The sequence below is a fragment of the Maribacter cobaltidurans genome (genome assembly GCF_002269385.1).
In the GTDB taxonomy this organism is placed as follows: domain Bacteria; phylum Bacteroidota; class Bacteroidia; order Flavobacteriales; family Flavobacteriaceae; genus Maribacter; species Maribacter cobaltidurans.
This window is the reverse complement of sequence record NZ_CP022957.1, coordinates 2,944,476-2,970,014: the sequence shown is the minus strand read 5'-3', so window position 1 is coordinate 2,970,014 and position 25,539 is coordinate 2,944,476. Positions and strand designations below refer to the sequence as shown.

Genomic DNA, 25,539 nt, shown 5'->3' with positions numbered 1-25,539 from the left:
CAATAAAAAAGGGCTTACCGAAAACGGTAAGCCCTTTTTTTTATAAAATGATTTTTGTCTTAAGAAGAATTCCTACTGGATTTTTTTCTCTACTTCTTTAACCACTTTTTCAATCTTTACTTCTATATCTTCAGAATTTTTGTTGAAAGCTTCTATTTCAGCCTTAACCTCTTCCTCGGTACCTTCAAAAACTTGTTCCGAGACAGATTCTTCACCATTATCAATTAGTGTAGTTACTACTGTGGCCTTAACTAATCCTTCCCCATTCTCTTCCATATTAACCTCAACTTTTTTCTCAACCTGCTTTGCCACCATTTCAGTAGCAACCTTTTCCTCATTGTAAGCTGTCATGCTATCCCCGCTCATAGCAATACTAGGTGCGATTACCAAAGCCACAACAGACATCAACTTTAAAAGGATATTCAAGGATGGACCGGAAGTATCCTTGAAAGGATCTCCTACCGTATCACCGACTACAGCCGCTTTATGGGCATCAGTACCTTTACGGCCATCACTCTCTATGGTCTTTTTCGCGTTATCCCAAGCACCACCGGCATTGGATTGGAAAATAGCCATCAATACCCCACAAGTGGTAACCCCTGCCAATAGTCCGCCCAACATTTCTGCACCACCAACAAATCCTACGGCAACGGGTACGGCAATGGCCAATAAACCTGGCAATACCATTTCCTTAATGGAAGCTTGTGTGGAAATAGCAACACACTTATCATATTCCGCGACTCCATCGGCAGCATCAAAAGTGGCTCTTTGTGCCTCAGTTGCTTTGGACATATCTGAATCTACGGCCCTCATTACCTCCAAGGCAGCCTTCAATTGAGGGATATCCCTGAACTGGCGACGTACTTCTTCTATCATGGCCATAGCGGCACGACCTACTGCATTCATGGACAATGCCGAAAATACAAAGGGCAACATACCACCAACCAATAAACCGGCCATAACCGTTGGCTTGGAAACATCAATAGCCACTACATTGGCAGTTTGCATGAAGGCGGCAAAAAGGGCCAAAGCCGTTAATGCGGCAGAAGCAATGGCAAATCCTTTACCAATAGCAGCCGTTGTATTACCTACTGCATCCAATTTATCCGTACGTTCCCTTACCTCGCTTGGAAGTTCGGCCATTTCCGCAATACCTCCAGCGTTATCAGAAATTGGTCCGTAAGCATCTACAGCCAACTGTATTCCAGTGTTAGCCAACATTCCAACAGCAGCAATTGCAATACCATAAAGACCCGCAAAATGATGTGAAATCAATATGGCAGCCGCAATTAAAAGAATAGGAAACATGGTTGACATCATACCCACACCCAGACCTGCGATAATATTTGTTGCCGCTCCTGTCTCGGATTGGCGAACAATGGCGTTAACAGGTTTAGTTCCCGTTCCTGTATAATATTCCGTTACCTTACCTACAGCCAAACCTGCAATAAGACCGGCAAGTACAGCAATGAAAACACCCAATGCACTATATTCTACCCCACCGAAGGTCCAACTTTCTGGAAGCATATTGGTTATAATGAAATAACAAGCGACCAACATTAAACCGGCAGATCCAAATTCTCCTATATTCAAAGCAGTTTGTGGATTTCCACCGTCTTTTACCCTTACGAAGAATGTTCCAATGATGGACATAATAATTCCTACAGCGGCAAGTACCAATGGTAGATAAACCGCACCCAAGCCATCAAAAGCACTTTCAAAGGCAGGAATTTGCACAAATGCAGCACCTAAAACCATTGTACCAATAATTGAACCTACATAAGATTCAAACAAATCCGCACCCATACCGGCAACGTCACCTACGTTATCACCAACGTTATCCGCAATCGTAGCGGGGTTTAATGGGTGATCCTCAGGAATACCAGCTTCTACCTTACCTACCAAATCGGCACCAACGTCAGCGGCTTTAGTATATATACCACCACCTACACGTGCAAACAATGCAATGGAAGAGGCACCCAGGGAAAAACCGGACAATACATTCAGAACTTCACCTATTGACCAACCTTGTCCACTATAAATCATAAAAAGGCCACTTAAACCAAGTACGCCCAATCCTACAACACCAAGTCCCATAACGGCTCCTCCGGCGAAGGCAACCTCCAAGGCTTTACCTAGCGAAGTTCTAGCTGCCTGTGTTGTTCTAACGTTTGCTTTGGTAGCCACTTTCATACCAATAAAACCAGCTAAAGCAGAGCAGATAGCACCTACAATAAATGAAATTGCCACCATGCCGTTAGATCCCACTTCGTTGCTACCTTTAAAGAACAAAAGGACCGCGACCGCAGCTACAAAAACAGCCAAAATTTTATACTCGGCCTTTAAGAAAGACATTGCCCCATCGGCAATGTTTTTGGCTATTCTCGCCATTTTTTCATTACCAACATCTTGTTTGGATACCCATGCACTTTTAATGAAAACATACAAAAGAGCCAAGACACCAAAAGCAGGTAAAAACTTTACGATTAATTCCATTTGATTAGTTATTTTTTTGTGGCTGCTAAAGTAGTAAAATAGAATATAATAAAAAAAGCCCCCTTAATTATATTAAAAGGGGGCTTTGACTTCTTAAAAAATAACTATATCATAAAGGTGCGCTTATCCTTATGTTCACTTTCAGCATAGCGCTTTACACATTCTTCATAAATTTTTACGGCCTCTTCATGATTGCCCCAGCCACCGGTATCGACCTTCTTTTTTTCAAGATCCTTATAAACCTGAAAGAAATGTTCGATTTCCTTAAGCCTATGCGGATTTAAATCGCTGATATCACTTCTTTTGCTCCAAATGGGATCGGAGACCGGAACACAGATAACTTTTTCATCTGGTCCCTTTTCGTCGGTCATGTGGAAAACCCCTATAGGTTTTACTTCCATGACCACCATGGGATAGGTAGGTTCAGTACCCAAGACCAAAACATCCAAAGGGTCTTTGTCCAAAGCCAAGGTTTCAGGCACAAACCCGTAGTCCCCTGGATACATCATGGATGAAAACAAGGTTCTATCGAATCTAATCTTATGGAGGGTGAAATCATACTCATATTTATTTCTACTTCCTTTGGGAATTTCTATCAGTACATCAAATGTCACAGGTTTTTTACTTGCCATTTTTGTTAAGTGTTATTTACGTTTGTTTAAAGTAACGAATGTCATATGCAATAATTGCTTGGGGAACAACGTATTTAAAAGTTGAATCCGAAGGTGCCCGTAACTCCAAAGGGCCTTGCATTTGGATTGTCCAAATAGTTGCCCCTAAAGTTAAAATCCAACCTAAAGATTTTAAATATATTCCCTACCCCGAAGGAGTATTCATAATATATTTTTTCGGACGGTGCGCGTAATGGGGTGTTTATAGTCGCGGGTGTGCTTAAAGCGATATTCTCATCCGAAAGATTTCCCCAAACTCCTCGGAGACCCACGATTTCCCGAAGGTTCAATTTACGCAAAAAAGGTATCCTAGAAAAGAGCCTGCCATTAAAATTATGTTCCAGATGAACCGATGCATAGGTATCCGTCACGAATTCATAAAAATCCAAATTGGGAAAGGTACCATAGTTGGAGAAAAAAGTTTGGTTCCCCGGTACAACGCTCAACAGCCCTAGAGGCACCTCGCCAAAAGTCTTTCCAAGTTCAACCGTACTTAGCAATCTTCCGAAACCACCTAATTGCCAAGGTTGACTGTAGGAAAATTGAAGTTTTTGGTAATTAAAGTCGCTTCCCAAAACACCCTCCATCCCTTTGGTATAATTAAGTAGCAGGGTACTATAGGTATCGTTCACATCCCTACGTTCCACACCAAATCCTATGGTCTTTTTTCCAGGAGTATAAATTAATAGGGTATTAAAATCGAACTGTCTAATTTCCGATGAAATACCCGTTGGGGACTCCGGATCTATATAGTCCAGACTAAATTCGTTTGGTAACGCAGAACTCAAGGTCCTAAAAGTACCACCTAGGGAAACCCTAAAATTTGTAATAGGTTCTACTTCAAAATTCAGGGCACTTAGGTTTATGTTCGTCAACCTATTGTTGGCTCCAACGGTCAATAGCGATGACGAGGCCACACTTCTCCCGAGCACATCGCGGGTTGCCGTTAGGCTAACTCCCAATTGTTCAATATCACGCCTATTTCCCCCGGAAATAATGAACCTTGTTTTGGGTTCTATTAAAAATTTACCGCTTAATCCATGCTTCATTTTTCTATCGGTAAATCCGTAGGCGGCATAACCTTCCAACCGCCACATATCATTTTGACCCCGATAGGTCCTTGCCCCTATCCGCACTCTTGGTCCTTCGGCCTGATTATACCCAAAGAAGTCATAAATAGTACCTATATCCAGATTCCACTTATCAATTTCCACATATCCCGAACCCAAAATACTCACTAGGTTATAATAGGATTTAAACTTGGGAACGGTCTTTAGCGTATCCAACAATTTGTAGATTCCCGCTTCATCCTTGTTCAGGGATTCCAATCTATTCTTTTGCCAAAACTCATCATCCTTGACTATAAGGTTGATATCCAAAGGGTTCAAATCCTTTTTATAAAAATCCCTAGGTTTCTGTTTATCAAATTCATAGTTATCGTAGACCGTCGTGCGTTTACCGTATACCCCTCTGGATTTTTCCTTTTTCTGAAAACTGAAGTCGCTTAACATATAATCCCGCTTCAAAAGAAACAGGGAATCGTTCACTACCTCAAAATCCTGTTCAATATAAATTTCCTTTACCCAGTTGATGTTGGCACTTTTGGTTACCTCCAAATTGATGTTCTTGATGGCCCAAGTAGAATCGTTCACCCAAAAGTCCCCCTTGAACGTAAGCTCATTTTTTCGCCTCGGATAATACACAATGTTATAGCACCATTTGTTATCTATAAAGGCACTGTCGCGCAACGCATAATTATAGGTATCTATTCCTGTTCTTGATAAGGGACTGGTAAAACTCTTGTCAAAAAACTTCAAGTAATTATCATAGATATCATAACTCTGGTAAAGGTCCTGTACAAAGGCAATGATTGCCTGATTATTCTCAAAGCCGGAATTTTTGTTCCCAAGTACCTCTTCCTTTTCTTCATTTATGACATTATCCCCATACACTTTAGAAAACGTTTCATTCAAAAAAATAGGTAAATAGGTCTTGCCGGTAATCCTAGAGGTATCCAAGTCTTGAAATACGAATTCCAACCCTTTGAAGATTTTGCGCTTCATAAGGGCACTATCTATGGTATTCAGGTCAAATTCTACCTTTTCGTACTTATCAAAGGCATATTGATCAAACTTTCGGATTCCATTTTGACGTTTTTTGGCCCATATCTTCCTAAGGATATCCACTGCCGGATTATTTTTTTTGGACTGCTTTCCAGAAATCAGCACAACTTCGTTAAGTTGCTCGGCCGCCTCTAAAAGAGAGATTTTCAAATCGTAGTTTACCTTACCGGCAAGCTCAATTTCCTTGGTTTCATACCCGATGAACGAAATGACCAGAACGTTGTAATTATTGTCCGATTCCAGATAAAACCCCCCATTGTCATTGGTTATAGTACCTTCCGTAGAGCCTTTAAAAAGAACGTTCGCAAATGCAACCGGTTCTCCACTTTCATCTATTACCAGACCTCCCACCTTGGTTTGGCCCATAGCCCGTATGGTCATAAGAAGAAGAAAACAGAAAAAGAGTTTTTTCATATATAAGGTTGTTCTGCCATGCTTGTTCACAAATAGCGTACCAATAAAAAAGCTTCTTCAACATGGGTCGAAGAAGCTAAGGTACCTTTACATTACTTAACAGTTATTTATATAACACTTTTTTAACGGCTTTTATAACGTCCTTATAATTTGGTAGCCATTCCTCCAATAGTACAGGTGAGTATGGTGCCGGTGTATCGGCCGTATTGATTTTTATAATCGGTGCATCCAAATAATCGAAAGCATTTGCCTGAATATGATATGTAATCTCGGTTGCTACATTTCCAAAAGGCCATGCTTCTTCCAAAACGACAAGACGATTTGTTTTTTTAACCGATTTTACAATGGCTTCGTAGTCCATAGGTTTAACGGTTCTTAAATCGATTATTTCACAGCTTATTCCTTCCTTCTCCAATTCTTCGGCAGCTTTTACCGCTTCCTTGATAATTTTTCCAAAGGATACTATGGTTACATCCTTCCCTTCCCTTCGAATATCTGCAACACCAATAGGAATTGTATACTCACCTTCGGGTACTTCACCTTTATCACCATACATTTGTTCGGACTCCATAAAAATAACCGGATCGTCATCCCTAATGGCAGATTTCAACAAACCCTTGGCGTCTGCCGGATTGGAAGGAACAATTACCTTTAGTCCTGGACAGTTGGCGTACCAACTTTCAAAAGCCTGTGAGTGTGTCGCAGCCAACTGGCCCGCAGATGCCGTGGGTCCCCTGAACACAATGGGACAAGGAAATTGCCCGCCGGACATTTGTCTTATTTTTGCCGCATTATTGATAATTTGATCGATACCGACCAAGGCAAAGTTAAAGGTCATAAACTCCACAATGGGCCTGTTACCGGTCATAGTAGAACCTACAGCGACTCCCGCAAAACCAAGTTCGGAAATAGGCGTATCGATAACCCTTTTGGCACCGAACTCATCCAACATCCCTTTAGAAGCCTTGTAAGCACCATTATATTCCGCAACTTCCTCACCCATTAGATAAATGGATTCGTCCCTACGCATCTCCTCGGACATCGCTTCCGCAATAGCTTCTCTAAACTGTAGTGTTTTCATCTTAATAAGAAATATTAGTCTTTAACCTTTCAATTGAAAGCAAGCAAAAATAGGAAATTATATGTCAATTCAACGGATGCAGGTTTTAAAAAAAGTTATAAAATTTACTATGCATGCATAGTAAATTTGGAAATAATTGGTTATCTTCGTTCCCATCACATAAAAAGATTTTATTCAATGAAAGTACTTGTTTGTATAAGTAATGTTCCGGATACAACATCCAAAATAAATTTTACGGAAAACGACACCCAGTTTGATACAAACGGTGTCCAGTTTGTTATTAACCCTAACGACGAATTTGGGCTCACCAGGGCCATGTGGCTAAAGGAAAAGCAAGGTGCAACCGTACATATTGCTACCGTTGGAGGTGCCAATGTGGAACCCACCATGAGAAAGGCATTGGCCATTGGTGCCGATGAAGCCATACGCGTAAACGCTGAACCCACCGATGGTTTTTTCGTGGCACAACAGTTAGCAGAGGTTGTGAAAAGTGGAGGATACGATTTGGTAATTGGTGGTAGGGAATCCATCGATTATAATGGTGGAATGGTACCGGGCATTCTTGCCTCATTATTGGACATGAATTTTGTAAACACCTGTATCAAATTGGAAATCGAGGGGGAAAAGGTAACCGCTGTCAGGGAAATTGATGGAGGAAAGGAAACTTTGAGCACTTCGTTGCCCTTGGTCGTTGGAGGTCAAAAAGGGTTGGTAGAGGAAAGTGATCTTCGCATTCCCAATATGAGGGGAATCATGATGGCAAGAAAAAAGGCCTTGAACGTTGTGGAACCCGTATCTGGAATCCATGCCACCGAAGATGTAAAATTCAACAAACCTGCACCTAAGGGAGAAATCAAATTGGCCGAATCCGTGGATGAGCTTGTCTCATTACTCCATAATGAAGCCAAAGTAATATAATCGCGCTCCTAGCAGCCGTAAAACAAAAAGAAAAAGATATGTCAGTTATAGTATACACAGAATCCGATAACGGAAAATTCAAAAAAAATGCATTTGAAGTTGCATCCTATGCAACGGAAGTTGCCAAGCAAATGGGGACCACTGCTACGGCGGTTTCCATAAACTGTAGTGAAAACGAGGTTTTGGGCACTTATGGAATTTCCAAAGTGTTGAACGTAAAGAATGACAGCCTAAAACCTTTCAACGCAGAGGCTACGGCCGAAGTACTGTCCAAAGCCATATCATCTGAAAATTCAACCGTATTGATCGTAAGCTCAAGTTCAGATGCCAAATATATGGCTCCACTTTTAGCGGCAAAATTAAAAGCTGGTTATGCTCCCAATGTGGTCGCAGCACCGGAGAGTACTTCTCCTTTTCAAGTGAAGCGGACCGCTTTCAGTAACAAGGGCTTCGCTCATACAGAAATAAAAACGGATATAAAGATTATAGGGGTATCCAATAATGCATTCGGTCTGGTTGAAACAAAGACCGATGCGTCTATCGAAGATTTTGACGTCACATTGGATACCGATTTTAAAACCAAGTCAGTGGATATAGACAAGGTGGTAGGAAAGGCCACTATTGCCGATGCAGACATTGTAGTATCTGCCGGAAGGGGATTAAAAGGACCTGAAAATTGGGGAATGATCGAGGAATTGGCCGATGTTCTTGGAGCCGCAACCGCTTGTTCCAAACCTGTATCCGACCTTGGATGGAGACCACATGGAGAACATGTAGGCCAAACGGGAAAACCCGTTGCCAGTAATCTTTATATAGCCATTGGTATTTCAGGTGCCATTCAACATTTGGCAGGTGTAAGTGCATCAAAAACAAAAGTGGTAATCAACAATGACCCTGAGGCCCCATTTTTCAAGGCTGCAGACTACGGAATCGTGGGCGATGCTTTCGAAGTCGTGCCGGAGTTAATCGAAAAATTAAAGGAATTTAAAGCTCAAAACAGCTAATTTTTGTTAATTTGTGCCCCACAAAGGGCTGTTCGAATAGTTGGGGTCCCAAGTGTTTGAACAGCTTTTTTAGTTTATAAGATTTATGAGTTTAGTACGACTGAAAATAAAAGGGATTTCATATAGCCAAACACAAAATGGCGCCTACGCCCTTATATTGAATGAAGTTGAGGGAGATCGAAAATTACCCATTGTCATTGGAGCATTTGAGGCTCAATCCATTGCCATTGCTTTGGAAAAGGAAATTAAGCCCCCTAGACCTTTGACCCATGATCTTTTTAAAAACTTTGCGGACCGGTTTGATATTGTCATCAAACAGGTAATCATCCATAAACTAGTGGACGGTGTTTTTTATTCAAGTATCATCTGTGAAAGAGATGGTATTGAAGAAATAATAGACGCTAGGACCAGTGATGCCATTGCTTTGGCACTTCGCTTTAATGCACCGATCTTTACCTATAAGACCATATTGGACAAGGCAGGTATTTTCCTAAAGTTTTCTTCCAAAGAGACAGAAAAGAAAGAAAACGACGAAAGCATTGTTGTTGATGAGATACTTCAGGAGGGCGAAACCGTTGAAATAGATTCGGGTGCTACCGATGGCTATACAGAATTGAGTATCGATGAACTTGAACAAGAATTAAAAAAGGCGGTTGCTAACGAAGATTACGAAAAAGCTGCAAAATTGAGGGATGAAATATCCAAAAGGAATTGAAAGGTCAAACCCTTACGCATGAAAAAACACACCTGCCTAACCATTTTACTATTCTTTCTCACTCTAATAACTTTTTCACAAACACCTGAGTCTTCCGAAGTAATAACCAATTCAGTGGACACCACCGTCCTCAACGACGTTTCAGAAAGTAGACTATCCTCTACGATTCCCAATGAAGGTTTTTCTTTTAATAGTTTATGGAGAGGTATCCTTGGAATGCTTGTTTTACTGGCTTTAGCATTTGCGTTCAGCTCTAATAGAAGAGCCATTAATTGGAAAACGGTAGGTATAGGACTTGCCATACAACTCTCGTTGGCCGTTGGGATTTTAAAGGTTCCATTTATACGCACAATCTTTACCGTTCTGGGAAAACTATTCAATGAAATTTTAAATTTTACAGTTGCCGGAAGTCAGTTCTTATTAGGCAATCTGATGAATATTGATAATCCGAACATTGGATACGTATTCGCATTTCAAATTCTGCCTACCATTATCTTTTTCTCAGCATTGACATCCGTTCTTTTCTATTTGGGAATCATTCAAAAAATAGTGAAAGGATTGGCTTGGTTGTTGACCAAAAGCCTGGGCATTTCAGGACCGGAAAGTTTATCTGTTGCGGGAAACATATTTTTAGGTCAGACCGAAGCGCCATTAATGATTAAAGCCTATTTGGAAAAAATGACCCGATCGGAAATCCTTTTGGTCATGATTGGCGGGATGGCGACTGTAGCCGGAGGGGTATTAGCAGCATACATTGGTTTTTTAGGAGGTAATGACGAAGCCCTACGTTTGGAATTTGCTCGTCACCTTATAGCTGCATCGGTAATGGCCGCACCAGGAGCCATTGTAATATCAAAAATTTTATGCCCACAAACTGAAGAGGTGGATACCAACATAAAAGTTTCTACTGAAAAAATAGGCACCAATTTATTGGATGCCATTGCCAATGGTACTACTGAAGGTTTAAAACTGGCGGTTAATGTAGGGGCTATGTTATTGGTTTTTGTTGCTTTCATTGCCATGCTAAACGGTATTTTTGGATTTATTGGAGATGTAACCAATCTTAATCAGTTTGTTGCCGAACATTCTTCTTTTGACAAACTATCATTGGAAGCAATTCTTGGAACCATTTTCGCACCGTTAATGTGGCTTATTGGAGTCGCAAACGAAGATATTGCGCTAATGGGTCAGCTTTTGGGAATTAAACTAGCCTCTAGTGAGTTTGTAGCCTATACCCAATTGGCAGAATTAAAAGATTTATCCATCACCCCAAGTTTGGGTTACCAAAAATCCATCATCATGGCAACCTATATGCTTTGTGGATTTGCCAATTTTGCATCAATCGGAATTCAAATTGGAGGGATTGGTTCCTTGGCTCCTGGTCAACGAAAAACCCTTTCGGAGTTTGGAATGAAGGCTGTATTGGGTGGTTCACTTGCTTCTTTATTATCAGCAACTATTGCGGGAATGATTTTGGGTTAATAACCTTTTGATAAAATCACGTTATTTCATGGAGTAATAAGTCAGGCTTTTTCTACTTTAGCCTCCCACAAGGCAAGTATCCCAATGAAACAATATCACGACTTATTAAAGCACGTTCTGGAGGAAGGAAACCAAAAGGGCGATAGAACCGGAACTGGAACCAAAAGTGTATTTGGTTATCAAATGCGTTTTGACCTCAGCGAAGGGTTTCCCATGGTTACCACAAAAAAACTGCATCTCAAATCTATAATCTATGAGCTATTGTGGTTTTTGAAAGGGGATACCAATATTGCTTATCTAAAAGAAAATGGTGTTCGAATATGGAACGAATGGGCCGATGAAAATGGAGATTTAGGACCCGTGTATGGTCACCAATGGAGAAATTGGAACGACGATGAAATCGATCAAATTAAAGAGGTAATCGATTCCTTAAAAAATAATCCCAATAGTAGAAGAATGTTGGTATCCGCATGGAATCCAAGTGTGCTTCCAAATACTTCCAAATCTTTTTCAGAAAATGTGGCGAATGGAAAAGCGGCCTTGCCTCCATGCCATGCATTCTTTCAGTTTTATGTCGCAGATGGCAAACTTTCCTGCCAGCTTTATCAAAGAAGTGCCGACATCTTTTTGGGCGTACCCTTTAATATTGCTTCCTATGCCTTATTTACCATGATGATGGCGCAAGTATGTGGCTATGAGCCAGGAGACTTCGTGCACACTTTTGGTGATGCACACATCTACAATAACCATATGGAGCAAGTAGAACTTCAACTGAGCAGAGCTCCAAGACCTTTACCCAAGATGGTTTTAAATCCTGATGTAAAGGATATTTTCGATTTTAAATTCGAGGATTTTACTTTGGTCGACTATAATCCGCACCCTCATATTAAAGGTGTAGTTGCCGTATAGTATCAATTTCTTTACTTCTTAAGTTAAAATTTCAACCCGTTAATAATTATCTTTCAAAAAATCAGAAAGATGGTTATAACCGACTCCCTTGTGGATTTTTTAATTGAAACAAGGAAACAAACAGAGGCTATTTGTTCCCCCTTGGAGATTGAGGACTATGTCGTACAGCCCATAGAAGATGTCTCCCCGCCCAAATGGCACTTGGGACACACCACGTGGTTTTTTGAAGAATTTATTCTAAAAGTTTTTCAAGATGATTATCAGGTTTATGATGAGGATTTCTCATTTATTTTCAATAGCTACTATGAAACTGTAGGCGAACGCGTAATCCGGGCAGATCGTGGAAATTTATCCAGACCTTCCGTTAGTAAAATATATTCGTATAGGGAACATGTGGATAATCATTTGAAAGCTTTGTTAGAAAAGGTCGATTCTGATGACTTATTTGAAATTTTGGAAATAGGAATTCATCATGAAAAACAACACCAAGAGCTTTTGCTTACGGATATAAAATACATTTTAGGAAACAACCCCATTTTTCCAAAGTATTCTGATTTTTATCAAGAAAATGAAATTGAGGTCACGGAAAAAGAATGGATATCCGTTGAAGAAAACGTGTACTCAATCGGCCATAAAACCAATGAATTTTGCTTTGATAATGAATTGAGTAGACATAAAGTTTTTTTACATGATTTTCAAATCTCCAATAGACTGGTCACAAATAAAGACTATACAGAATTCATTGAATCCGGCGGCTACGATAATTTTAAACTTTGGCACGCCGAAGGTTGGGATTGGGTAAAGCAGAACCAAATAAAATCCCCTTTATATTGGCATAAAATACATGGAAAGTGGTATCAATATACTTTGAAAGGTCTGCATCCTGTTGACATGGATGCACCGGTAAGCCATATCTCTTATTTTGAAGCCTTTGCCTATGCCCAATTTAAAAATTGTAGACTACCAACCGAATTCGAATGGGAAGTAGCGCAACAACATTTTTCCTGGGGCCAAAGGTGGGAATGGACGGAAAGCGCCTATTTACCCTATCCTAATTATAAAAAAGCCGAAGGTGCCCTTGGGGAATATAACGGCAAATTCATGGTAAATCAGAAAGTACTTCGTGGAAGTTCTATCGCGACACCAATAAAACACTCCAGACCCACCTACCGTAATTTCTTTCATCCTCATTTAAGATGGCAGTTTACCGGAATTAGGTTGGCCAAATAACATTTTACCTTTAAAATGCAACAATCTCCAAAAACAATTAAACTAACCGATTTTGAAAAAGATGTATGCGAGGGCCTAAGGGATTTTCCAAAACATCTTTCCTCCAAATATTTTTATGACGAGACGGGAGACGAACTTTTTCAGAAGATAATGGGAATGCCAACCTATTATCTAACACAAGCGGAATACAAAATTTTAAACCACCACAAGGTGGAGATTGCCGAAATGTTCAGTAGTAAAGGACCTTTTGAGCTAATAGAACTGGGAGCAGGTGATGGAAAAAAAACCAAAGTTCTACTTGAAGAATTATGCGAGCAACAATCTGATTTCACCTACATTCCTATTGATATAAGCGAAAATTCATTAGAACAATTAACAAATTCCGTTACCTATGAACTGCCTCAAGTAAACATTGATGGCTTCCAAGGAACTTACTTTGAAGCACTTAAAAAACTAGGCAATAGAAACCAAAAAAGAAAAATCATTCTCTTTTTAGGCTCCAATATTGGCAATTTGAAGCACAACCAAGCTATTGACTTTTTAAGCGAAATCCGGCAACTTATGCAACCCAACGATATTTTATTTCTTGGGGCTGACCAAAAAAAGAACCCACAAACCATATTGGACGCCTATAATGATAAAGAAGGTATTACGGCGCAGTTCAATAAAAACATCTTACATAGGATAAATAAAGAATTAGATGCGAATTTTGACTTGGACAAATTTTTACACTGGGAAAATTACGACCCTGAAAATGGAACTGCCAAGAGCTACCTAGTTTCAAAAGAGGACCAAATAGTTTATTTGGAAAAGCTAAACCTAACAATCCATTTAAAGGCGTGGGAAACCATACATACAGAAATATCCCAGAAATACGATGACGACATGGTCCATTGGCTGGGGAAGGAGGCAAGACTTACGATTCACAGGATTTTTAGTGATGGTAAGGAGGCCTTCAAAGACTATGTTTTCACATTTTAAATATGGAAGACAACAGCTTTGGTTAACATTTTCGGTCCCCATGTAAGGTTTTTGTAATAATTCCAATCGAGTCTGCCCTTTTATAATAAAGAAAAACTTTTTATGATATTACTATATCTGAGAACTTGATATCAGGTTTAAATTTGACTATACCTAATTACCGAATATTAAAAAAGGAACCCTTGTCAGGGTTCCTTTTCAAAATATGGTTTAAAATTATTTTATAACTCCAATACCGCATTTTCGGAACCTGCATAATCGTTCCACTGATAACGGTCGGCTTCGGTTTCATTTATGTATTCTCCATCTACCAAATACTTAAATTCGTAAGTATTCTCCTTAGGCAGATCAAAAGTACCTTTAAAGGTACCGTTCTTCAATTTTTTCAAAGTGCTTCCCTTTGGGCTCCAATCGTTAAAGTCGCCAACTACAGCTACTTTTTTAGCGTCTTCAGCGGGAACGGTAAAAGTAACCTTACACACTGGCTTTGTTTTTAAATATTGTTTTGCAATTGCCATGATCTTAGTTTTTAAATTCAAAGCAAAAATAATACATTAAAATCCTCATTGTCAACGCTTAAAGTCATTTTTATCAATATGACAAAAATTTAGCTTAGTTTAACTTTGGTATTGAAATTTTATCTTGGTTTTATTCGAAGTAAATAATTCCTACTTACCTGTTTTTAAAATTCTTACCAAAGATTTCAAATCATCTTCGCTATTGTAGAAGTTGAAGCTTATTCTTATTCCATTGCCCCGTTGAGAACATAAAATATTTTCTTCAATTAACTTATTAAACATTTTTTCATCTGCCTTGATGTTAAAAATAGTACTGTGCCGCTTTCGTTCTACCACGTACGGTTCCAATAAATCCAAATCTTCAAATTCCCTTTTAATCTTTCTGGACAAAGCCTCATTCTGACCGGTAATATTATCCATCCCTATTCCATTTAAAAAGTCCAAGGAGAATTTTAAACTACCAAAATTTAGACTGGACAAATGTCCTGGCTCCAGTTTATTGGGGAGCTTTAAATTATGCTTATTCTCATAATTTCCGTTGGCCGCATTGAAACCTGTAGTAGGCACGGAAAATTCTTCGGCTGCATTATTACTAAAAAGCATAAAACCATTACCGTATCCGGAAAGTAACCATTTATATCCACTAGTCCCCATTACATCGATTCCAGAAGAATTAAAATCGAACTTCGCAGCACCGCAAAATTGGGTGCCGTCCGCAATTATCAATAAATTAGGATTGGCCTTTTTTAAACGTTTAATGAATTCCAAGTCGATTAAAAACCCATCCAACCACTGCACAATACTGAAGGCAAAAACATCAATATTATCCTTACATACTGCCTCTTCAATTTTTTCTTCGATATCGGAAGTTATCTTTAAGATGGTCGTATTGAATTTCCTGCTTTCAAAAGGCCAGTTCAAAGATGGGTAATCATTCTCTAATAGCAGTACTTTTTTCTTGGTATCCAACCCTTCCAAAAGTAGGTTCAAGCCAATTGAGAAGTTATAAACCAGGGCTACATTTTCTTTTTTACAATTGAAAAACTCACCAATGGTTTCCCTTGTATCGGTTAAAGTTTTCAGCGTATGATCCCATAAATCACTGCCATGAAGAAGAAAATCCAAGTCATGTTCCTGCCTCCAATCTATCAAAGAATCATAAAGCGGTCCATAAACAGCAGTATTTAAATAGGTACTTTTCCTGAGTACAGGAAATTCCTTTGCAATTTTTTCCATAGTTTGTATTTTGAAAAAGACCTATTTGCCTTATAGCAATAATCTCTTTCCACATTAATTAACTTTGCTATCTAAAGATAGCGATAGCAATTTATATGGTCCACTTTTTGTAGATTGATTAAAAATGAAAGACTTGAAAGAAATTATTATGATTGCCGCTGCCGGTGAGGATAATTCACTAGGCAAGGATAATGATTTGTTGTGGCACCTGCCCGATGATTTTAAGCGCTTTAAACGTCTTACTTCTGGGCACAAAATCATAATGGGCAGAAAAACGTTTGAAACTTTTCCCAAACCTTTACCCAACAGGAAACATATCATTATTACGCGTGATAAGAATTATACAGTTCCATATGAAGCTTGCACCGTTGTTCATTCCTTGGAAGAGGCTTTAGATCTTATAGACAACGAAGACGCCTTCATTATAGGTGGTGGCGAAATTTACAGCCAAGGGGAAAAGCATGCAAATGTCATAGAACTTACAAGGGTTCACGGTAATTTCAATGCTGATACTTTTTTTCCGAAAATAGATGAAGCCATTTGGGAGGTGGTGGCCACGGAATATCATCCAAAGGATGAAAAGCACAAATTTGATTTTACTTACATCACCTATAAAAGAAGAGAAAGCTGATAGCATTTTTGTAAATCCCAGCCTCTAAAAATCCAAATATTCCGCGTTTACATGGGATGCCGCATTTAAAACAAACCTTTCGAGCACCTCAATATTTCCGTTTGTATAACATTGATGACGTCCTATTTCATCAGCATCATTAACCAGGTTTTGTTTAACAAGAATGGATTTAGTCTGTCTTGCTACTGCTTGACCGGAATCTATGATTTTCACATCCGGAGGCAACATTTCCTTTAATAGCGGAATTAAATAGGGGTAATGTGTACATCCCAGGACCAGATAATCTATACCCCTTTCCAACATAGGACCCACGTACTGATTTAGCAGTAGCCTTAAGGATTTACTTTCCAAGTCTCCCTCTTCAATCAATTCAACAAGACCCTTCCCCTGTCTCTCAAAAACCTCAATCCCTTTCGCATGGTTTTGGCTTGTACTATAAAATAAAGCACTGGACAAGGTTCCTTTAGTAGCCAAAACCCCAACTTTTTTGGACTTGGAATTAATAGCTGCAGGCTTTATAGCCGGCTCAATACCAATAAAGGGAACAGTGTATTGATTTCGTAGATAATCTATTGCATTCGTCGTCGCTGTGTTGCAGGCGACCACAATCAACTTGCATTTCCTTTCTATTAAAAACTCGGTATTCTTTACACTGAGCCTTAAAATTTCTTCGTGGGACTTTTCGCCATAAGGTGCATTCTTACTGTCAGCCAAGTAAATGCAATTCTCATTGGGCATCAAATGCTGAATTTCCTTCCAAATGGAGGTTCCTCCAATACCCGAATCAAATATACCTATGGGATTGCTTTTCATCTTTTTGTTACTCCAACACCTCGGAAATGGGTTTTCCTGTTGTTCCGCTAGGAAAAGCAATACCCAACAAAGATGAAATTGTGGGGGCGATATCAGGAATTTCAGTACGTTCTACTGTACTGCCCTGTTGTATACCCTTTCCAAAAAATAGCAAGGGCACATGTGTATCATAAATTTGAGGCGATCCGTGGGTTGAACCTGTTTTGTGATAACTAATGGTTCCCGGCTTTAGAACCAATAAAACATCTCCTGACCTTTTTTGGTTATATCCATTTTGTAAAATATAGGGTATCCCTGATTTATAATTGTTTTGCCACATTTGATATCCAGTATACACCCGATCTATATAATCATAACCCAAAAATTCCTGTGCAATATCTTCCTGCACATCCTTAATGTTCAAATCCAGATTTTTAATAATCTTATGGTCCAAGAATAATTGATTGTTTGAATAATTCTTGACAATATCCTCAGTTCCGTAAGTATATTTTAAAAACTCGGCAAACTTGTCCTTAGTCGTGCTATTGTCCACATAACCTGCCGGAATTTTGGTTGTCAAGAGATATGAGGGTACATCTATGGCAGCGTGGTCAGCAGTCAAAAAAACGGTGTATTCCCCTTCACCCACTTGTTTATCCAAGGCTTTGAAAAGTCGGGCCAAATCCAAATCCAGTCGTATATACGTATCCTCTACTTCCTTGGAATTCACACCGAACATATGTCCTACATAATCTGTACTTGAAAAGCTAATGGCCAAAAAGTCAGTGGTTTCATCCTTGCCCAATTGTTCCTGTTTTAGAGCCTCTATGGCAAAATCCGCAGTAAGGCTATTACCGTATGGGGTACTTTTTATTATTTCAAAATCATTGTTTTTATCCAATAGGTTTTGTGGGTTATGAGGAAATGACGACGACGCTTCACCATCGAACAGTCCTTCAAAAGCATTATCGTCCACACCACTTTCAACATAGGTGTTTATATCCCTTAAGGTATTCCAACCTTTCTTATAGGATTGCACAATTCCAGAACTATTAAAATCATTCACCCATTTTGGCAGGGCATCCATATAATAGCTACTGGTTATCCATTTACCTTCATTGCCACCATAGAACCAATATGCAGCGTTTGCCGTATGACCTCCAGGTAATACAGCCCCTCTATCCTTTAAAGCGATGGCAATCGTTTTCCCCTGCATTTCCGTATTCAGCCTTAATTCATCGGTAATCGTTGTTACCGTCATACGATGGGGAGACATTTGTCCGGCATCTGAAGTGGTGCCTACGGATGAATACCTATCGTCCGATGCACAGTAAACCTCCACATCATTTTCCTTGTCGTACCAGTTATTGCCAATTACGCCGTGCGTAGCTGGCGTGGTTCCCGTATACACGGAGGTGTGTCCAGGTCCTGTACTTGTGGGTGCATAATTAAAATGATTGTTCTTGCAATTAAAACCCTCTTCCACCATTCTTTTAAAACCGCCTTCGTCAAACTGATTGTAGAAACGGGTCAGGTAATCATACCTCATCTGATCGACAATGATGCCCACTACCAGTTTGGGCTTAACCCTTAACATTACGTCATCAGCTGGTTTGTCCTTACGCTGTGAAAAGGCTTGTGGTATGAAAAAATAAGAAATTATAAATGTTGCTAGAACCAACCGAAATTTAATGTGCATACTTAAAATATTAAGATGTAAAAATAAAGAAAATACCCCTTTAAAAATGAAATGGAAGTTAAATCAAATCCTTTATTGTTATTTTTACGATAAGAAATCTATTTTTAAAGAATGAACTATTTAGCGTCGATTGGCAGCTATTCCATGATGGTCGTAGAGGTTTTTAGAAAACCTACCAAATGGCGTATAATGAAGTCCTTGATATTAAAAGAAATAGATGAACTTGTTTATGGGTCTTTAGGAATTATCATTTTCATTTCCTTTTTCATTGGTGCCGTTGTTGCCATTCAAACAGCCTTAAATCTGACAAATCCCATTATTCCCAGAAGCTTAATAGGATTTGCCACCAGACAATCCGTAATACTTGAATTTGCCCCAACTTTTGTATCTATTATTATGGCCGGTAAAGTGGGGTCCTACATTACTTCAAGTATAGGAACGATGCGAGTAACGGAACAAATTGATGCTTTGGAAGTCATGGGTGTTAATTCCCTGAATTATCTGGTTTTTCCCAAAATTATAGCCATGCTATTTTATCCTTTCGCAATAGCCATTTCCATGTATGTGGGTATTTTTGGAGGGTGGTTGGCCGGAGTTTTCGGAGGTTTCTTGACAAGTGCGGATTTCGTAGCCGGTTTACAGACGGATTTCGTCCCGTTCCATATTGCCTATGCCTTTATTAAAACCCTGATTTTTGCATTTATCATAGCAACTATACCTTCCTTTCACGGTTATTATATGAAAGGTGGAGCACTTGAAGTTGGGAAAGCAAGTACGACATCATTTGTTTGGACCAGTGTTGTCATTATCATTCTGAATTATATACTAACCCAACTCCTACTCGGCTAATGATAGAAGTGAACGACATACATAAATCCTTTGGTGATGCCCATATATTAAAAGGGATTTCCACCACTTTTGAAAAAGGTAAAACCAATCTGATCATTGGGCAAAGTGGTTCTGGAAAAACCGTATTCCTAAAATGCCTTCTAGGTCTTTTCGCCCCGGAAGTTGGCAGTATTGTTTACGATGGAAAAGACTACTCGAGCCTTAGCGAGAATGAAAAAAGAAATCTTAGGCAGGAAATGGGAATGGTTTTCCAAGGCAGTGCATTATTCGATAGTATGACGGTAGAAGGAAATGTCAAGTTTCCCTTGGAAATGTTCACCAAACAATCCCAATCAGAAATGGACGACCGGGTGAATACCGTTCTAAAGCGTGTTAACCTTGTCGACGCACACAATAAGTTTCCAGCGGAAATTTCAGGGGGAATGCAAAAACGCGTGGCCATAGCAAGGGCCATCGTCATGAACCCAAAATATTTGTTTTGCGATGAACCCAATTCAGGACTAGACCCTAAAACGGCTATTTTAATAGATGATCTTATAAAAGAAATTACCGAAGAATATGATATTACCACGGTAATCAACACCCACGACATGAACTCCGTGATGCAAATAGGGGAAAAAATCCTTTTTCTAAAAGACGGCCTTAAAGAATGGGAAGGAAGTAAAAACGAAATTTTCAAAACCGATAACGAGGCCGTTACCAATTTTGTCTACTCATCCGATCTCTTTAAGAAAGTTAGACAGATGTACATTGAAGAGAGAAACTAGTCCGCTACAACCTCTTTTACCTGAATTTTATTATTGTTTAAACGAAGTTTTAGCCACTCTAATAACTTTTGACCATCTTTAACCGTTTCATTTCTTTTTGCCTCCTTTTTCCAAGTAATTTCAAAAATGGGTATGGTATCGGTTTTTTCAAAATTTGTAGCGATTAAATATGAGTAACCCAGTCGAGCAAGATTTTCGTAGTTCGTTTTGGCCTCCATACTAATTTCCTTAAACGGAATCTGACCTACTGCACTTTTACTCAATCTTGACAATTCCCCTTCCAAAAAGGCGATTTTTTCATCTTTATTGCTCAATTGATTTTTTTGTGTTTCGTAAAGTTCGTTTATGTACTTGAGCTGATTGATCTCTTCGCTCTGGCCTCCTTGGATTATTTGTAAATCCGTATCCTTTAACCTGGGATTATCCTCTAATTGAGTTCGCCAAGTGGCAATTATATTATCTGGAATGGCCTCATTGCCCATGAATACCAATTCGATGACAGAATTTTCCCCATTGTTGTATTCCAAGTCGGTGAAATCTTCCAGAAACCGTCCCTGCCCAGAAAATTGATAAGGAGCAACATTTTCATCTATGAAAATATTGGCTTGTTTCCTAAAAAGGGATTCCTGCAATGCGTTCCAAAACGTAATACCTGCAGGTATCATTACCGCAATGGCCAGAACAGATGCCAATCTGGCTATTAATCTTCGCCTTTTGGAATTTACATAACGGACCATGGGAAAACGCAACAACTTAATCACCAAAAAGGTAGCCAATGCAATAAAAATCGTATTGATGGTAAATAAATACATAGCGCCGCTGGCATAGTCCAAGTTGCCAATCGCTAGACCAAAACCAACAGTACATAAAGGCGGCATCAACGCAGTGGCGATCGCCACACCGAATATAACACTGGCAATAGTTCCTTTTTTCGCCCTGGCGATTACTAAGGCCAATCCACCAAAGAACGCGATCAGCACATCACGGATGTCCGGTGCCGTCCTTGCCAAAAGCTCAGAAGACTCGTCACGTAAGGGGAAAAATTTAAAGAACAAAAAGGCCGTCAATACACTTAGCACCACCATAACACCAAAGTTCTTCAAAGACCTCTTGAGTGTGTCGATGTCATTGATTCCTACGGACATACCTATACCCAAAATTGGGCCCATAAGCGGAGAAATTAACATGGCACCAATAACCACGGCCGTAGAGTTTGCATTCAAGCCGATTGAGGCTATAAAAATAGAACAGATAAGAATCCAAGAGGTGTGACCCTTAAATGGGATATCGGCTATTATAGCCTCCTTGGTGGCATCTTGGTCCGTATTGGTCCTAATATCCAAGAGTTCCGAAAGGAATTTCTTTATGCTTCCAAGAAGTCCCTGAAAATCCTTTTTTACCTCATCTCCACTATCTGGGGTGTTGTCCGTTGGGGTAACATTATCTTGACCGAATTTTTCTTCCATAGCTATGCGTACTTTTCACCGAAGTTTTCCTTAACCGAATTTAAGACCTTTTTTATATCCTGTTCCTTGGCTTTTGGATAAATCAAAAGTACATCTTCCTTATCCACGATGATATAATCCTTTAGCCCGTCAACTACAACAATCTTATCCTTGGGCGATCGAATCATATTACCCGTAGATTCTTCTGCCAACAACTTGGCGTTGACCACGGCATTTCCCATACTATCCTTATTCAACTTGTCGAATAAAGAACCCCAAGTTCCCAAATCGTTCCAATCAAATGTAGCTTCCAAAACATAGATGGCCTTTGATTTTTCTAAAATTGCATAGTCAATGGAAATATTTTCAGCTTTGGGGTAGTTCTTGGCAATAAAATCCTTTTCCTGAGATGTATTAAAACAGGAAATCCCACTGTTAAACAAACTAAATTGTGAAGGTTGAAAATTCTCAAAGGCCTGGACGATGGTCTTTACGCTCCACATAAAAATACCGGCATTCCACAAAAAGTTACCCTGAGCCAAAAATTCCTTTGCCGTTTCATAATCCGGTTTTTCGCGGAACTGATTAACTTTTTTTAATTGTTCTTCATCGGATTTATCAAACTCAATATATCCGAAACCTGTATTTGGAAAGGTTGGCTTTATGCCCAAAGTACAGAGTACCTCCTCCTTTTCACATTTATCAAAACATGCGGTCACATCCGCGGCAAAGGCATCCTCATTCTCTATCCAATGATCACTAGGTGCTACGATCATAACACCATTGGGATTCATTTTCTGGATTTTGAGTGCCGCATACAGAATGCAGGGAGCAGTGTTTCTCATGGCGGGTTCCAATACTACCTGATCTTGGTTTACCATAGGTAATTGCTCCAACACCAAATCATTGTATCGTTCATTGGTAAGAATCAGGATATTTTCAGTTGGAACAAATTTATTTAACCGTTGAAAAGTTTTTTGAATCAACGTGGTTCCTGTTCCCAACATATCATGAAACTGCTTTGGATAATCTGAAGTACTTATTGGCCAAAATCTTGACCCTACGCCACCTGCCATTAAAACGGCATAATAATTTTTATTCATTCTAATTGTTTATTAATTCAACCTCTGCATTGGGCTGAAAAAGATATACTCTTCCGGTTTTGACCTCAACGCATTCAAATCTTTTAACTCTTTTATTGCCTTTTTTGAAAAGTTTGCCATTATAAATCCTAAATATACTTCCAATAGGCAATTGAAAAACATAGGTCTTATTATTTTCATGTTTGTCAAATTGCTGCAATGCAATGGATAATCTTGCATCTGTACTACTGCTTGCCTTAGGATTTTTAAAATGCAAGGCCAGCAAAGGAAGTAATTTGGATGGAAATATTTCAGGTCGCAAGAAGGGAAGCATTAAAAATTGAAAAGTGCGTTTCCATTCCACTCCATGCGGTTTTATGCTACGACCGTATTTTTCAAAAGCGACTAAATGGGCAATTTCATGTACAAGGGTTATTAAAAACCTGTATTCGTTCAAAGTAGCATTCACGGTAATCAAATGTTTTCCATCTGGAAGTCTTCTATAATCCCCATGTCTTGTAACCCGTTCATTTACAATTTTAAGGTGTACGCCATTGACCTTTATGAGCTGTAAACAAAGATCGACCGACCTTTCCGGTAAATATTTACCAAGTACCTGTTCCATTAAAACAAAAATACCCGAAAAAATAAGAATTTAATCGGAATGACTTCCATTAACAAAGCTTGGACAGAAAATATTGGAATATAAGAATGTAAATTAAGGGGTTGAATTGGAAACCTGAATCAATTTTCCATTGAAAAGTTTATGTCCCGTAAGTGCAAAATCTTTAATATAAGTAGCCATTTCCAAAGCGGTCACTGGAGCTTCATAGCCCGGAAAGGCCTCCTCTAGCATTTCCGTCTGCACGGCTCCAAGGGCGAGAACGTTACATGAAGGTCCTGTTTCTTTATATTCTTCAGCCAAAAGCTCAGTTAATGTAATTACGGCACCCTTACTGGAACTATATGCCGAAAGCCCAGGGAACTTTACGCTTCCCTGTACACCACCCATGGAACTAACTGTAACTATATGTCCGTTTTTCTTCATATAGGGAATTATCATTCTGCTCATGGCCGCAACCCCAAATACATTAACCTCATACACCTTTTTAAATTCATCCAAAGAGGTTTCGGTAAAAGGTTTGTTTAGAAGGCTGCCAGCATTATTAATCAAAATATCTACCTTTTTCCATTCACGCTTTATGAATAGTTCCACATTTTCAAAGTCGGAAGGACGCGACAAATCAAAAGAAAAGGTCTTTATAGAATTATTTTTTAGACTTTTAACGGGCTCCTCATTTCTGGATAGTGCCAAAACGGAATGCCCTTCAAGGGCAAACAATTTGGCCATTTCAAATCCTATACCCCGGCTGGAACCTGTAATAATAACATTTGCCATTAATTATATTTTATTTCCTTTTCCGCAGAATTAGTAATTCCAAAAACGATAGGAATCATTTTATTCACTATGTGGGCCATGTGTTCATAATCCATTTCAGTGGTTTCATCATCCACTTTATGGTAATAAGGAAAATTAGTAAAATCAAAAGTGCTGTACGTTTGTGATGGAACGTTGAACTCTTGATGGAATGCATAATTATCGGATCTTTTAAATAGGTTGAATTCCTTGGCCTTCGGAAGAAAACCAACCACCTTTTCTCCGGCATATCCATTACTTATCTCCGCTAAATTCGAAAGTTCATACCCAGTTAGATAAACCAAATGGTCCTTTCCAACCATGGGCACCCCAACCATTTCATAGTTCAGCATGGCATATATATCAATACCTTCCTCCTTTAGTTTTTTTGCCAAATGTCTTGATCCTAGTAGTCCTTTTTCCTCGGCACTAAAAAAGGCAAAAATAAGACTTCTCTTATTGGACTTTGTAGTACCGAAATATCTTGCCAGCTCCAATAATGTAGAGGTTCCAGAAGCATTATCATTGGCCCCATTGGCAATATCGTCTCCATTCTCTGGCTTAATTATACCCAAGTGGTCATAATGTGCCCCAAGTACTATATATTCATCCTTTAAATTGGGATCATTCCCCTCTAAAACGCCAACCACATTAAATGCGGTACCATCGAAATTTTCCAAGGTATCCTTATACACTTCAAAATATGGATCTACACCAATGGAACGCAGGTGCTTCTCAATGAAATTGGCTGCCAGTTCAATACCCTCTGTTCCCGAACCCCTACCCTGTAATTCGTCGGATGCTAAATAATCCATAAGACCTGCAATATCCTCAGGGGTTGAAAAACCCTCTTTTACAATAGCCTTGTCCTTAGAAGTACCTTGGGATGACTTACTCTCATTGGCAACCATTCTTCCTTTCAATCCATCCGGACCTTCGGGGTTTAATGTTGTTTCTGTTTGAATCTTTTTAGAACCGCAAGAGATCAGAAGAAGAACCAAAAGAATTTTTAGATAGATTCTCATATATGCTTATTTGAATTATAAAGATAAAAAAAGCATCTCCGAAAAGAGATGCTT

Annotated in this window: 23 protein-coding genes; 10 read left to right on the top strand and 13 right to left on the bottom strand. The window is 39.2% G+C overall.

Features of this window, described 5'->3' with window-relative positions; genetic code table 11:
• Window positions 1-72: 72 nt before the first annotated feature.
• From CJ263_RS13085 to CJ263_RS13070, 4 genes are all read right to left on the bottom strand, one after another.
• Window positions 73-2,496, bottom strand: a complete 2,424-nt coding sequence (locus CJ263_RS13085; protein ID WP_094997681.1) for a sodium-translocating pyrophosphatase — start codon at window positions 2,494-2,496, stop codon at window positions 73-75.
• A gap of 104 nt (window positions 2,497-2,600) precedes the next feature.
• On the bottom strand, window positions 2,601-3,128 hold the full coding sequence (locus CJ263_RS13080; RefSeq protein WP_094997680.1) for an inorganic diphosphatase: 528 nt from the start codon (window positions 3,126-3,128) through the stop codon (window positions 2,601-2,603).
• A gap of 74 nt (window positions 3,129-3,202) precedes the next feature.
• Complete coding sequence (locus CJ263_RS13075) at window positions 3,203-5,704, bottom strand: DUF5686 family protein (protein WP_094997679.1); 2,502 nt, start codon at window positions 5,702-5,704, stop codon at window positions 3,203-3,205.
• 103 nt (window positions 5,705-5,807) lie between these two features.
• Entirely contained in the window at window positions 5,808-6,785 is a 978-nt protein-coding gene (locus CJ263_RS13070; RefSeq protein WP_094997678.1) for a pyruvate dehydrogenase complex E1 component subunit beta, read from the bottom strand.
• Window positions 6,786-6,962: 177 nt separating this feature from the next.
• Between CJ263_RS13070 and CJ263_RS13065 the strand changes: the two genes are divergently transcribed.
• The 7 genes from CJ263_RS13065 to egtD all read left to right on the top strand — a co-directional run bounded on the left by CJ263_RS13065 (window position 6,963) and on the right by egtD (window position 14,024).
• Window positions 6,963-7,703: an electron transfer flavoprotein subunit beta/FixA family protein gene (locus tag CJ263_RS13065; protein ID WP_094999245.1), complete on the top strand. Its 741-nt coding sequence runs from the start codon at window positions 6,963-6,965 to the stop codon at window positions 7,701-7,703.
• 38 nt (window positions 7,704-7,741) lie between these two features.
• Window positions 7,742-8,707 (top strand): electron transfer flavoprotein subunit alpha/FixB family protein, encoded by a 966-nt coding sequence (locus tag CJ263_RS13060; RefSeq protein ID WP_094997677.1) that lies wholly within the window; start codon window positions 7,742-7,744, stop codon window positions 8,705-8,707.
• An 85-nt stretch (window positions 8,708-8,792) separates the two neighbouring features.
• Window positions 8,793-9,422: a bifunctional nuclease family protein gene (locus tag CJ263_RS13055; protein WP_094997676.1), complete on the top strand. Its 630-nt coding sequence runs from the start codon at window positions 8,793-8,795 to the stop codon at window positions 9,420-9,422.
• Between the two features lie 18 nt (window positions 9,423-9,440).
• The gene (locus tag CJ263_RS13050) at window positions 9,441-10,904 is read left to right on the top strand and encodes a NupC/NupG family nucleoside CNT transporter (RefSeq protein ID WP_094997675.1); all 1,464 of its coding nucleotides are present in this window, start codon (window positions 9,441-9,443) and stop codon (window positions 10,902-10,904) included.
• A gap of 84 nt (window positions 10,905-10,988) precedes the next feature.
• Window positions 10,989-11,813: a thymidylate synthase gene (locus tag CJ263_RS13045; protein WP_094997674.1), complete on the top strand. Its 825-nt coding sequence runs from the start codon at window positions 10,989-10,991 to the stop codon at window positions 11,811-11,813.
• 69 nt (window positions 11,814-11,882) lie between these two features.
• Window positions 11,883-13,043 carry an ergothioneine biosynthesis protein EgtB gene (gene egtB, locus CJ263_RS13040; RefSeq protein ID WP_094997673.1) on the top strand — a complete coding sequence of 387 codons (1,161 nt, stop codon included), beginning with the start codon at window positions 11,883-11,885 and terminating at the stop codon, window positions 13,041-13,043.
• A 15-nt stretch (window positions 13,044-13,058) separates the two neighbouring features.
• Window positions 13,059-14,024 carry an L-histidine N(alpha)-methyltransferase gene (gene egtD / locus CJ263_RS13035; protein WP_094997672.1) on the top strand — a complete coding sequence of 322 codons (966 nt, stop codon included), beginning with the start codon at window positions 13,059-13,061 and terminating at the stop codon, window positions 14,022-14,024.
• 221 nt (window positions 14,025-14,245) lie between these two features.
• Here egtD and CJ263_RS13030 read toward each other — a convergent pair whose 3' ends face one another.
• Together CJ263_RS13030 and CJ263_RS13025 are read right to left on the bottom strand one after the other, a co-directional pair.
• Window positions 14,246-14,542 carry an isoamylase early set domain-containing protein gene (locus CJ263_RS13030; RefSeq protein ID WP_094997671.1) on the bottom strand — a complete coding sequence of 99 codons (297 nt, stop codon included), beginning with the start codon at window positions 14,540-14,542 and terminating at the stop codon, window positions 14,246-14,248.
• Between the two features lie 150 nt (window positions 14,543-14,692).
• On the bottom strand, window positions 14,693-15,778 hold the full coding sequence (locus CJ263_RS13025) for an aminotransferase class V-fold PLP-dependent enzyme (protein WP_094997670.1): 1,086 nt from the start codon (window positions 15,776-15,778) through the stop codon (window positions 14,693-14,695).
• 124 nt (window positions 15,779-15,902) lie between these two features.
• Between CJ263_RS13025 and CJ263_RS13020 the strand changes: the two genes are divergently transcribed.
• Complete coding sequence (locus CJ263_RS13020; protein ID WP_373288370.1) at window positions 15,903-16,409, top strand: dihydrofolate reductase; 507 nt, start codon at window positions 15,903-15,905, stop codon at window positions 16,407-16,409.
• A 24-nt stretch (window positions 16,410-16,433) separates the two neighbouring features.
• On the opposite strand, the gene murI is transcribed toward CJ263_RS13020, so the two are convergent.
• Both murI and pafA read right to left on the bottom strand, forming a co-directional pair.
• The gene (murI, locus tag CJ263_RS13015; protein ID WP_094997669.1) at window positions 16,434-17,222 is read right to left on the bottom strand and encodes a glutamate racemase; all 789 of its coding nucleotides are present in this window, start codon (window positions 17,220-17,222) and stop codon (window positions 16,434-16,436) included.
• Between the two features lie 7 nt (window positions 17,223-17,229).
• Window positions 17,230-18,900 carry an alkaline phosphatase PafA gene (gene pafA / locus CJ263_RS13010; RefSeq protein ID WP_094997668.1) on the bottom strand — a complete coding sequence of 557 codons (1,671 nt, stop codon included), beginning with the start codon at window positions 18,898-18,900 and terminating at the stop codon, window positions 17,230-17,232.
• Between the two features lie 111 nt (window positions 18,901-19,011).
• On the opposite strand from pafA, the gene CJ263_RS13005 reads away from it, so the two are divergent.
• Both CJ263_RS13005 and CJ263_RS13000 read left to right on the top strand, forming a co-directional pair.
• Window positions 19,012-19,749 (top strand): MlaE family ABC transporter permease, encoded by a 738-nt coding sequence (locus CJ263_RS13005; RefSeq protein WP_094997667.1) that lies wholly within the window; start codon window positions 19,012-19,014, stop codon window positions 19,747-19,749.
• Complete coding sequence (locus CJ263_RS13000) at window positions 19,749-20,516, top strand: ABC transporter ATP-binding protein (protein ID WP_094997666.1); 768 nt, start codon at window positions 19,749-19,751, stop codon at window positions 20,514-20,516. The genes CJ263_RS13005 and CJ263_RS13000 overlap by 1 nt, the downstream gene beginning before the upstream one ends.
• On the opposite strand, the gene CJ263_RS12995 is transcribed toward CJ263_RS13000, so the two are convergent.
• The 5 genes from CJ263_RS12995 to CJ263_RS12975 all read right to left on the bottom strand — a co-directional run bounded on the left by CJ263_RS12995 (window position 20,513) and on the right by CJ263_RS12975 (window position 25,485).
• Window positions 20,513-21,982 carry a DUF389 domain-containing protein gene (locus CJ263_RS12995; RefSeq protein ID WP_094997665.1) on the bottom strand — a complete coding sequence of 490 codons (1,470 nt, stop codon included), beginning with the start codon at window positions 21,980-21,982 and terminating at the stop codon, window positions 20,513-20,515. The two genes, CJ263_RS13000 and CJ263_RS12995, sit on opposite strands and share 4 nt — an antisense overlap.
• 2 nt (window positions 21,983-21,984) lie before the next feature.
• The gene (locus CJ263_RS12990) at window positions 21,985-23,064 is read right to left on the bottom strand and encodes a mannose-1-phosphate guanylyltransferase (RefSeq protein WP_094997664.1); all 1,080 of its coding nucleotides are present in this window, start codon (window positions 23,062-23,064) and stop codon (window positions 21,985-21,987) included.
• 1 nt (window position 23,065) lies between these two features.
• Window positions 23,066-23,668, bottom strand: coding sequence for a SprT-like domain-containing protein (locus tag CJ263_RS12985; RefSeq protein ID WP_094997663.1), 603 nt, complete (start codon window positions 23,666-23,668; stop codon window positions 23,066-23,068).
• A 93-nt stretch (window positions 23,669-23,761) separates the two neighbouring features.
• The gene (locus CJ263_RS12980; protein WP_094997662.1) at window positions 23,762-24,442 is read right to left on the bottom strand and encodes an SDR family oxidoreductase; all 681 of its coding nucleotides are present in this window, start codon (window positions 24,440-24,442) and stop codon (window positions 23,762-23,764) included.
• Window positions 24,442-25,485, bottom strand: a complete 1,044-nt coding sequence (locus CJ263_RS12975; RefSeq protein WP_094997661.1) for a M28 family metallopeptidase — start codon at window positions 25,483-25,485, stop codon at window positions 24,442-24,444. The genes CJ263_RS12980 and CJ263_RS12975 overlap by 1 nt, the downstream gene beginning before the upstream one ends.
• Between the last annotated feature and the right edge of the window lie 54 nt (window positions 25,486-25,539).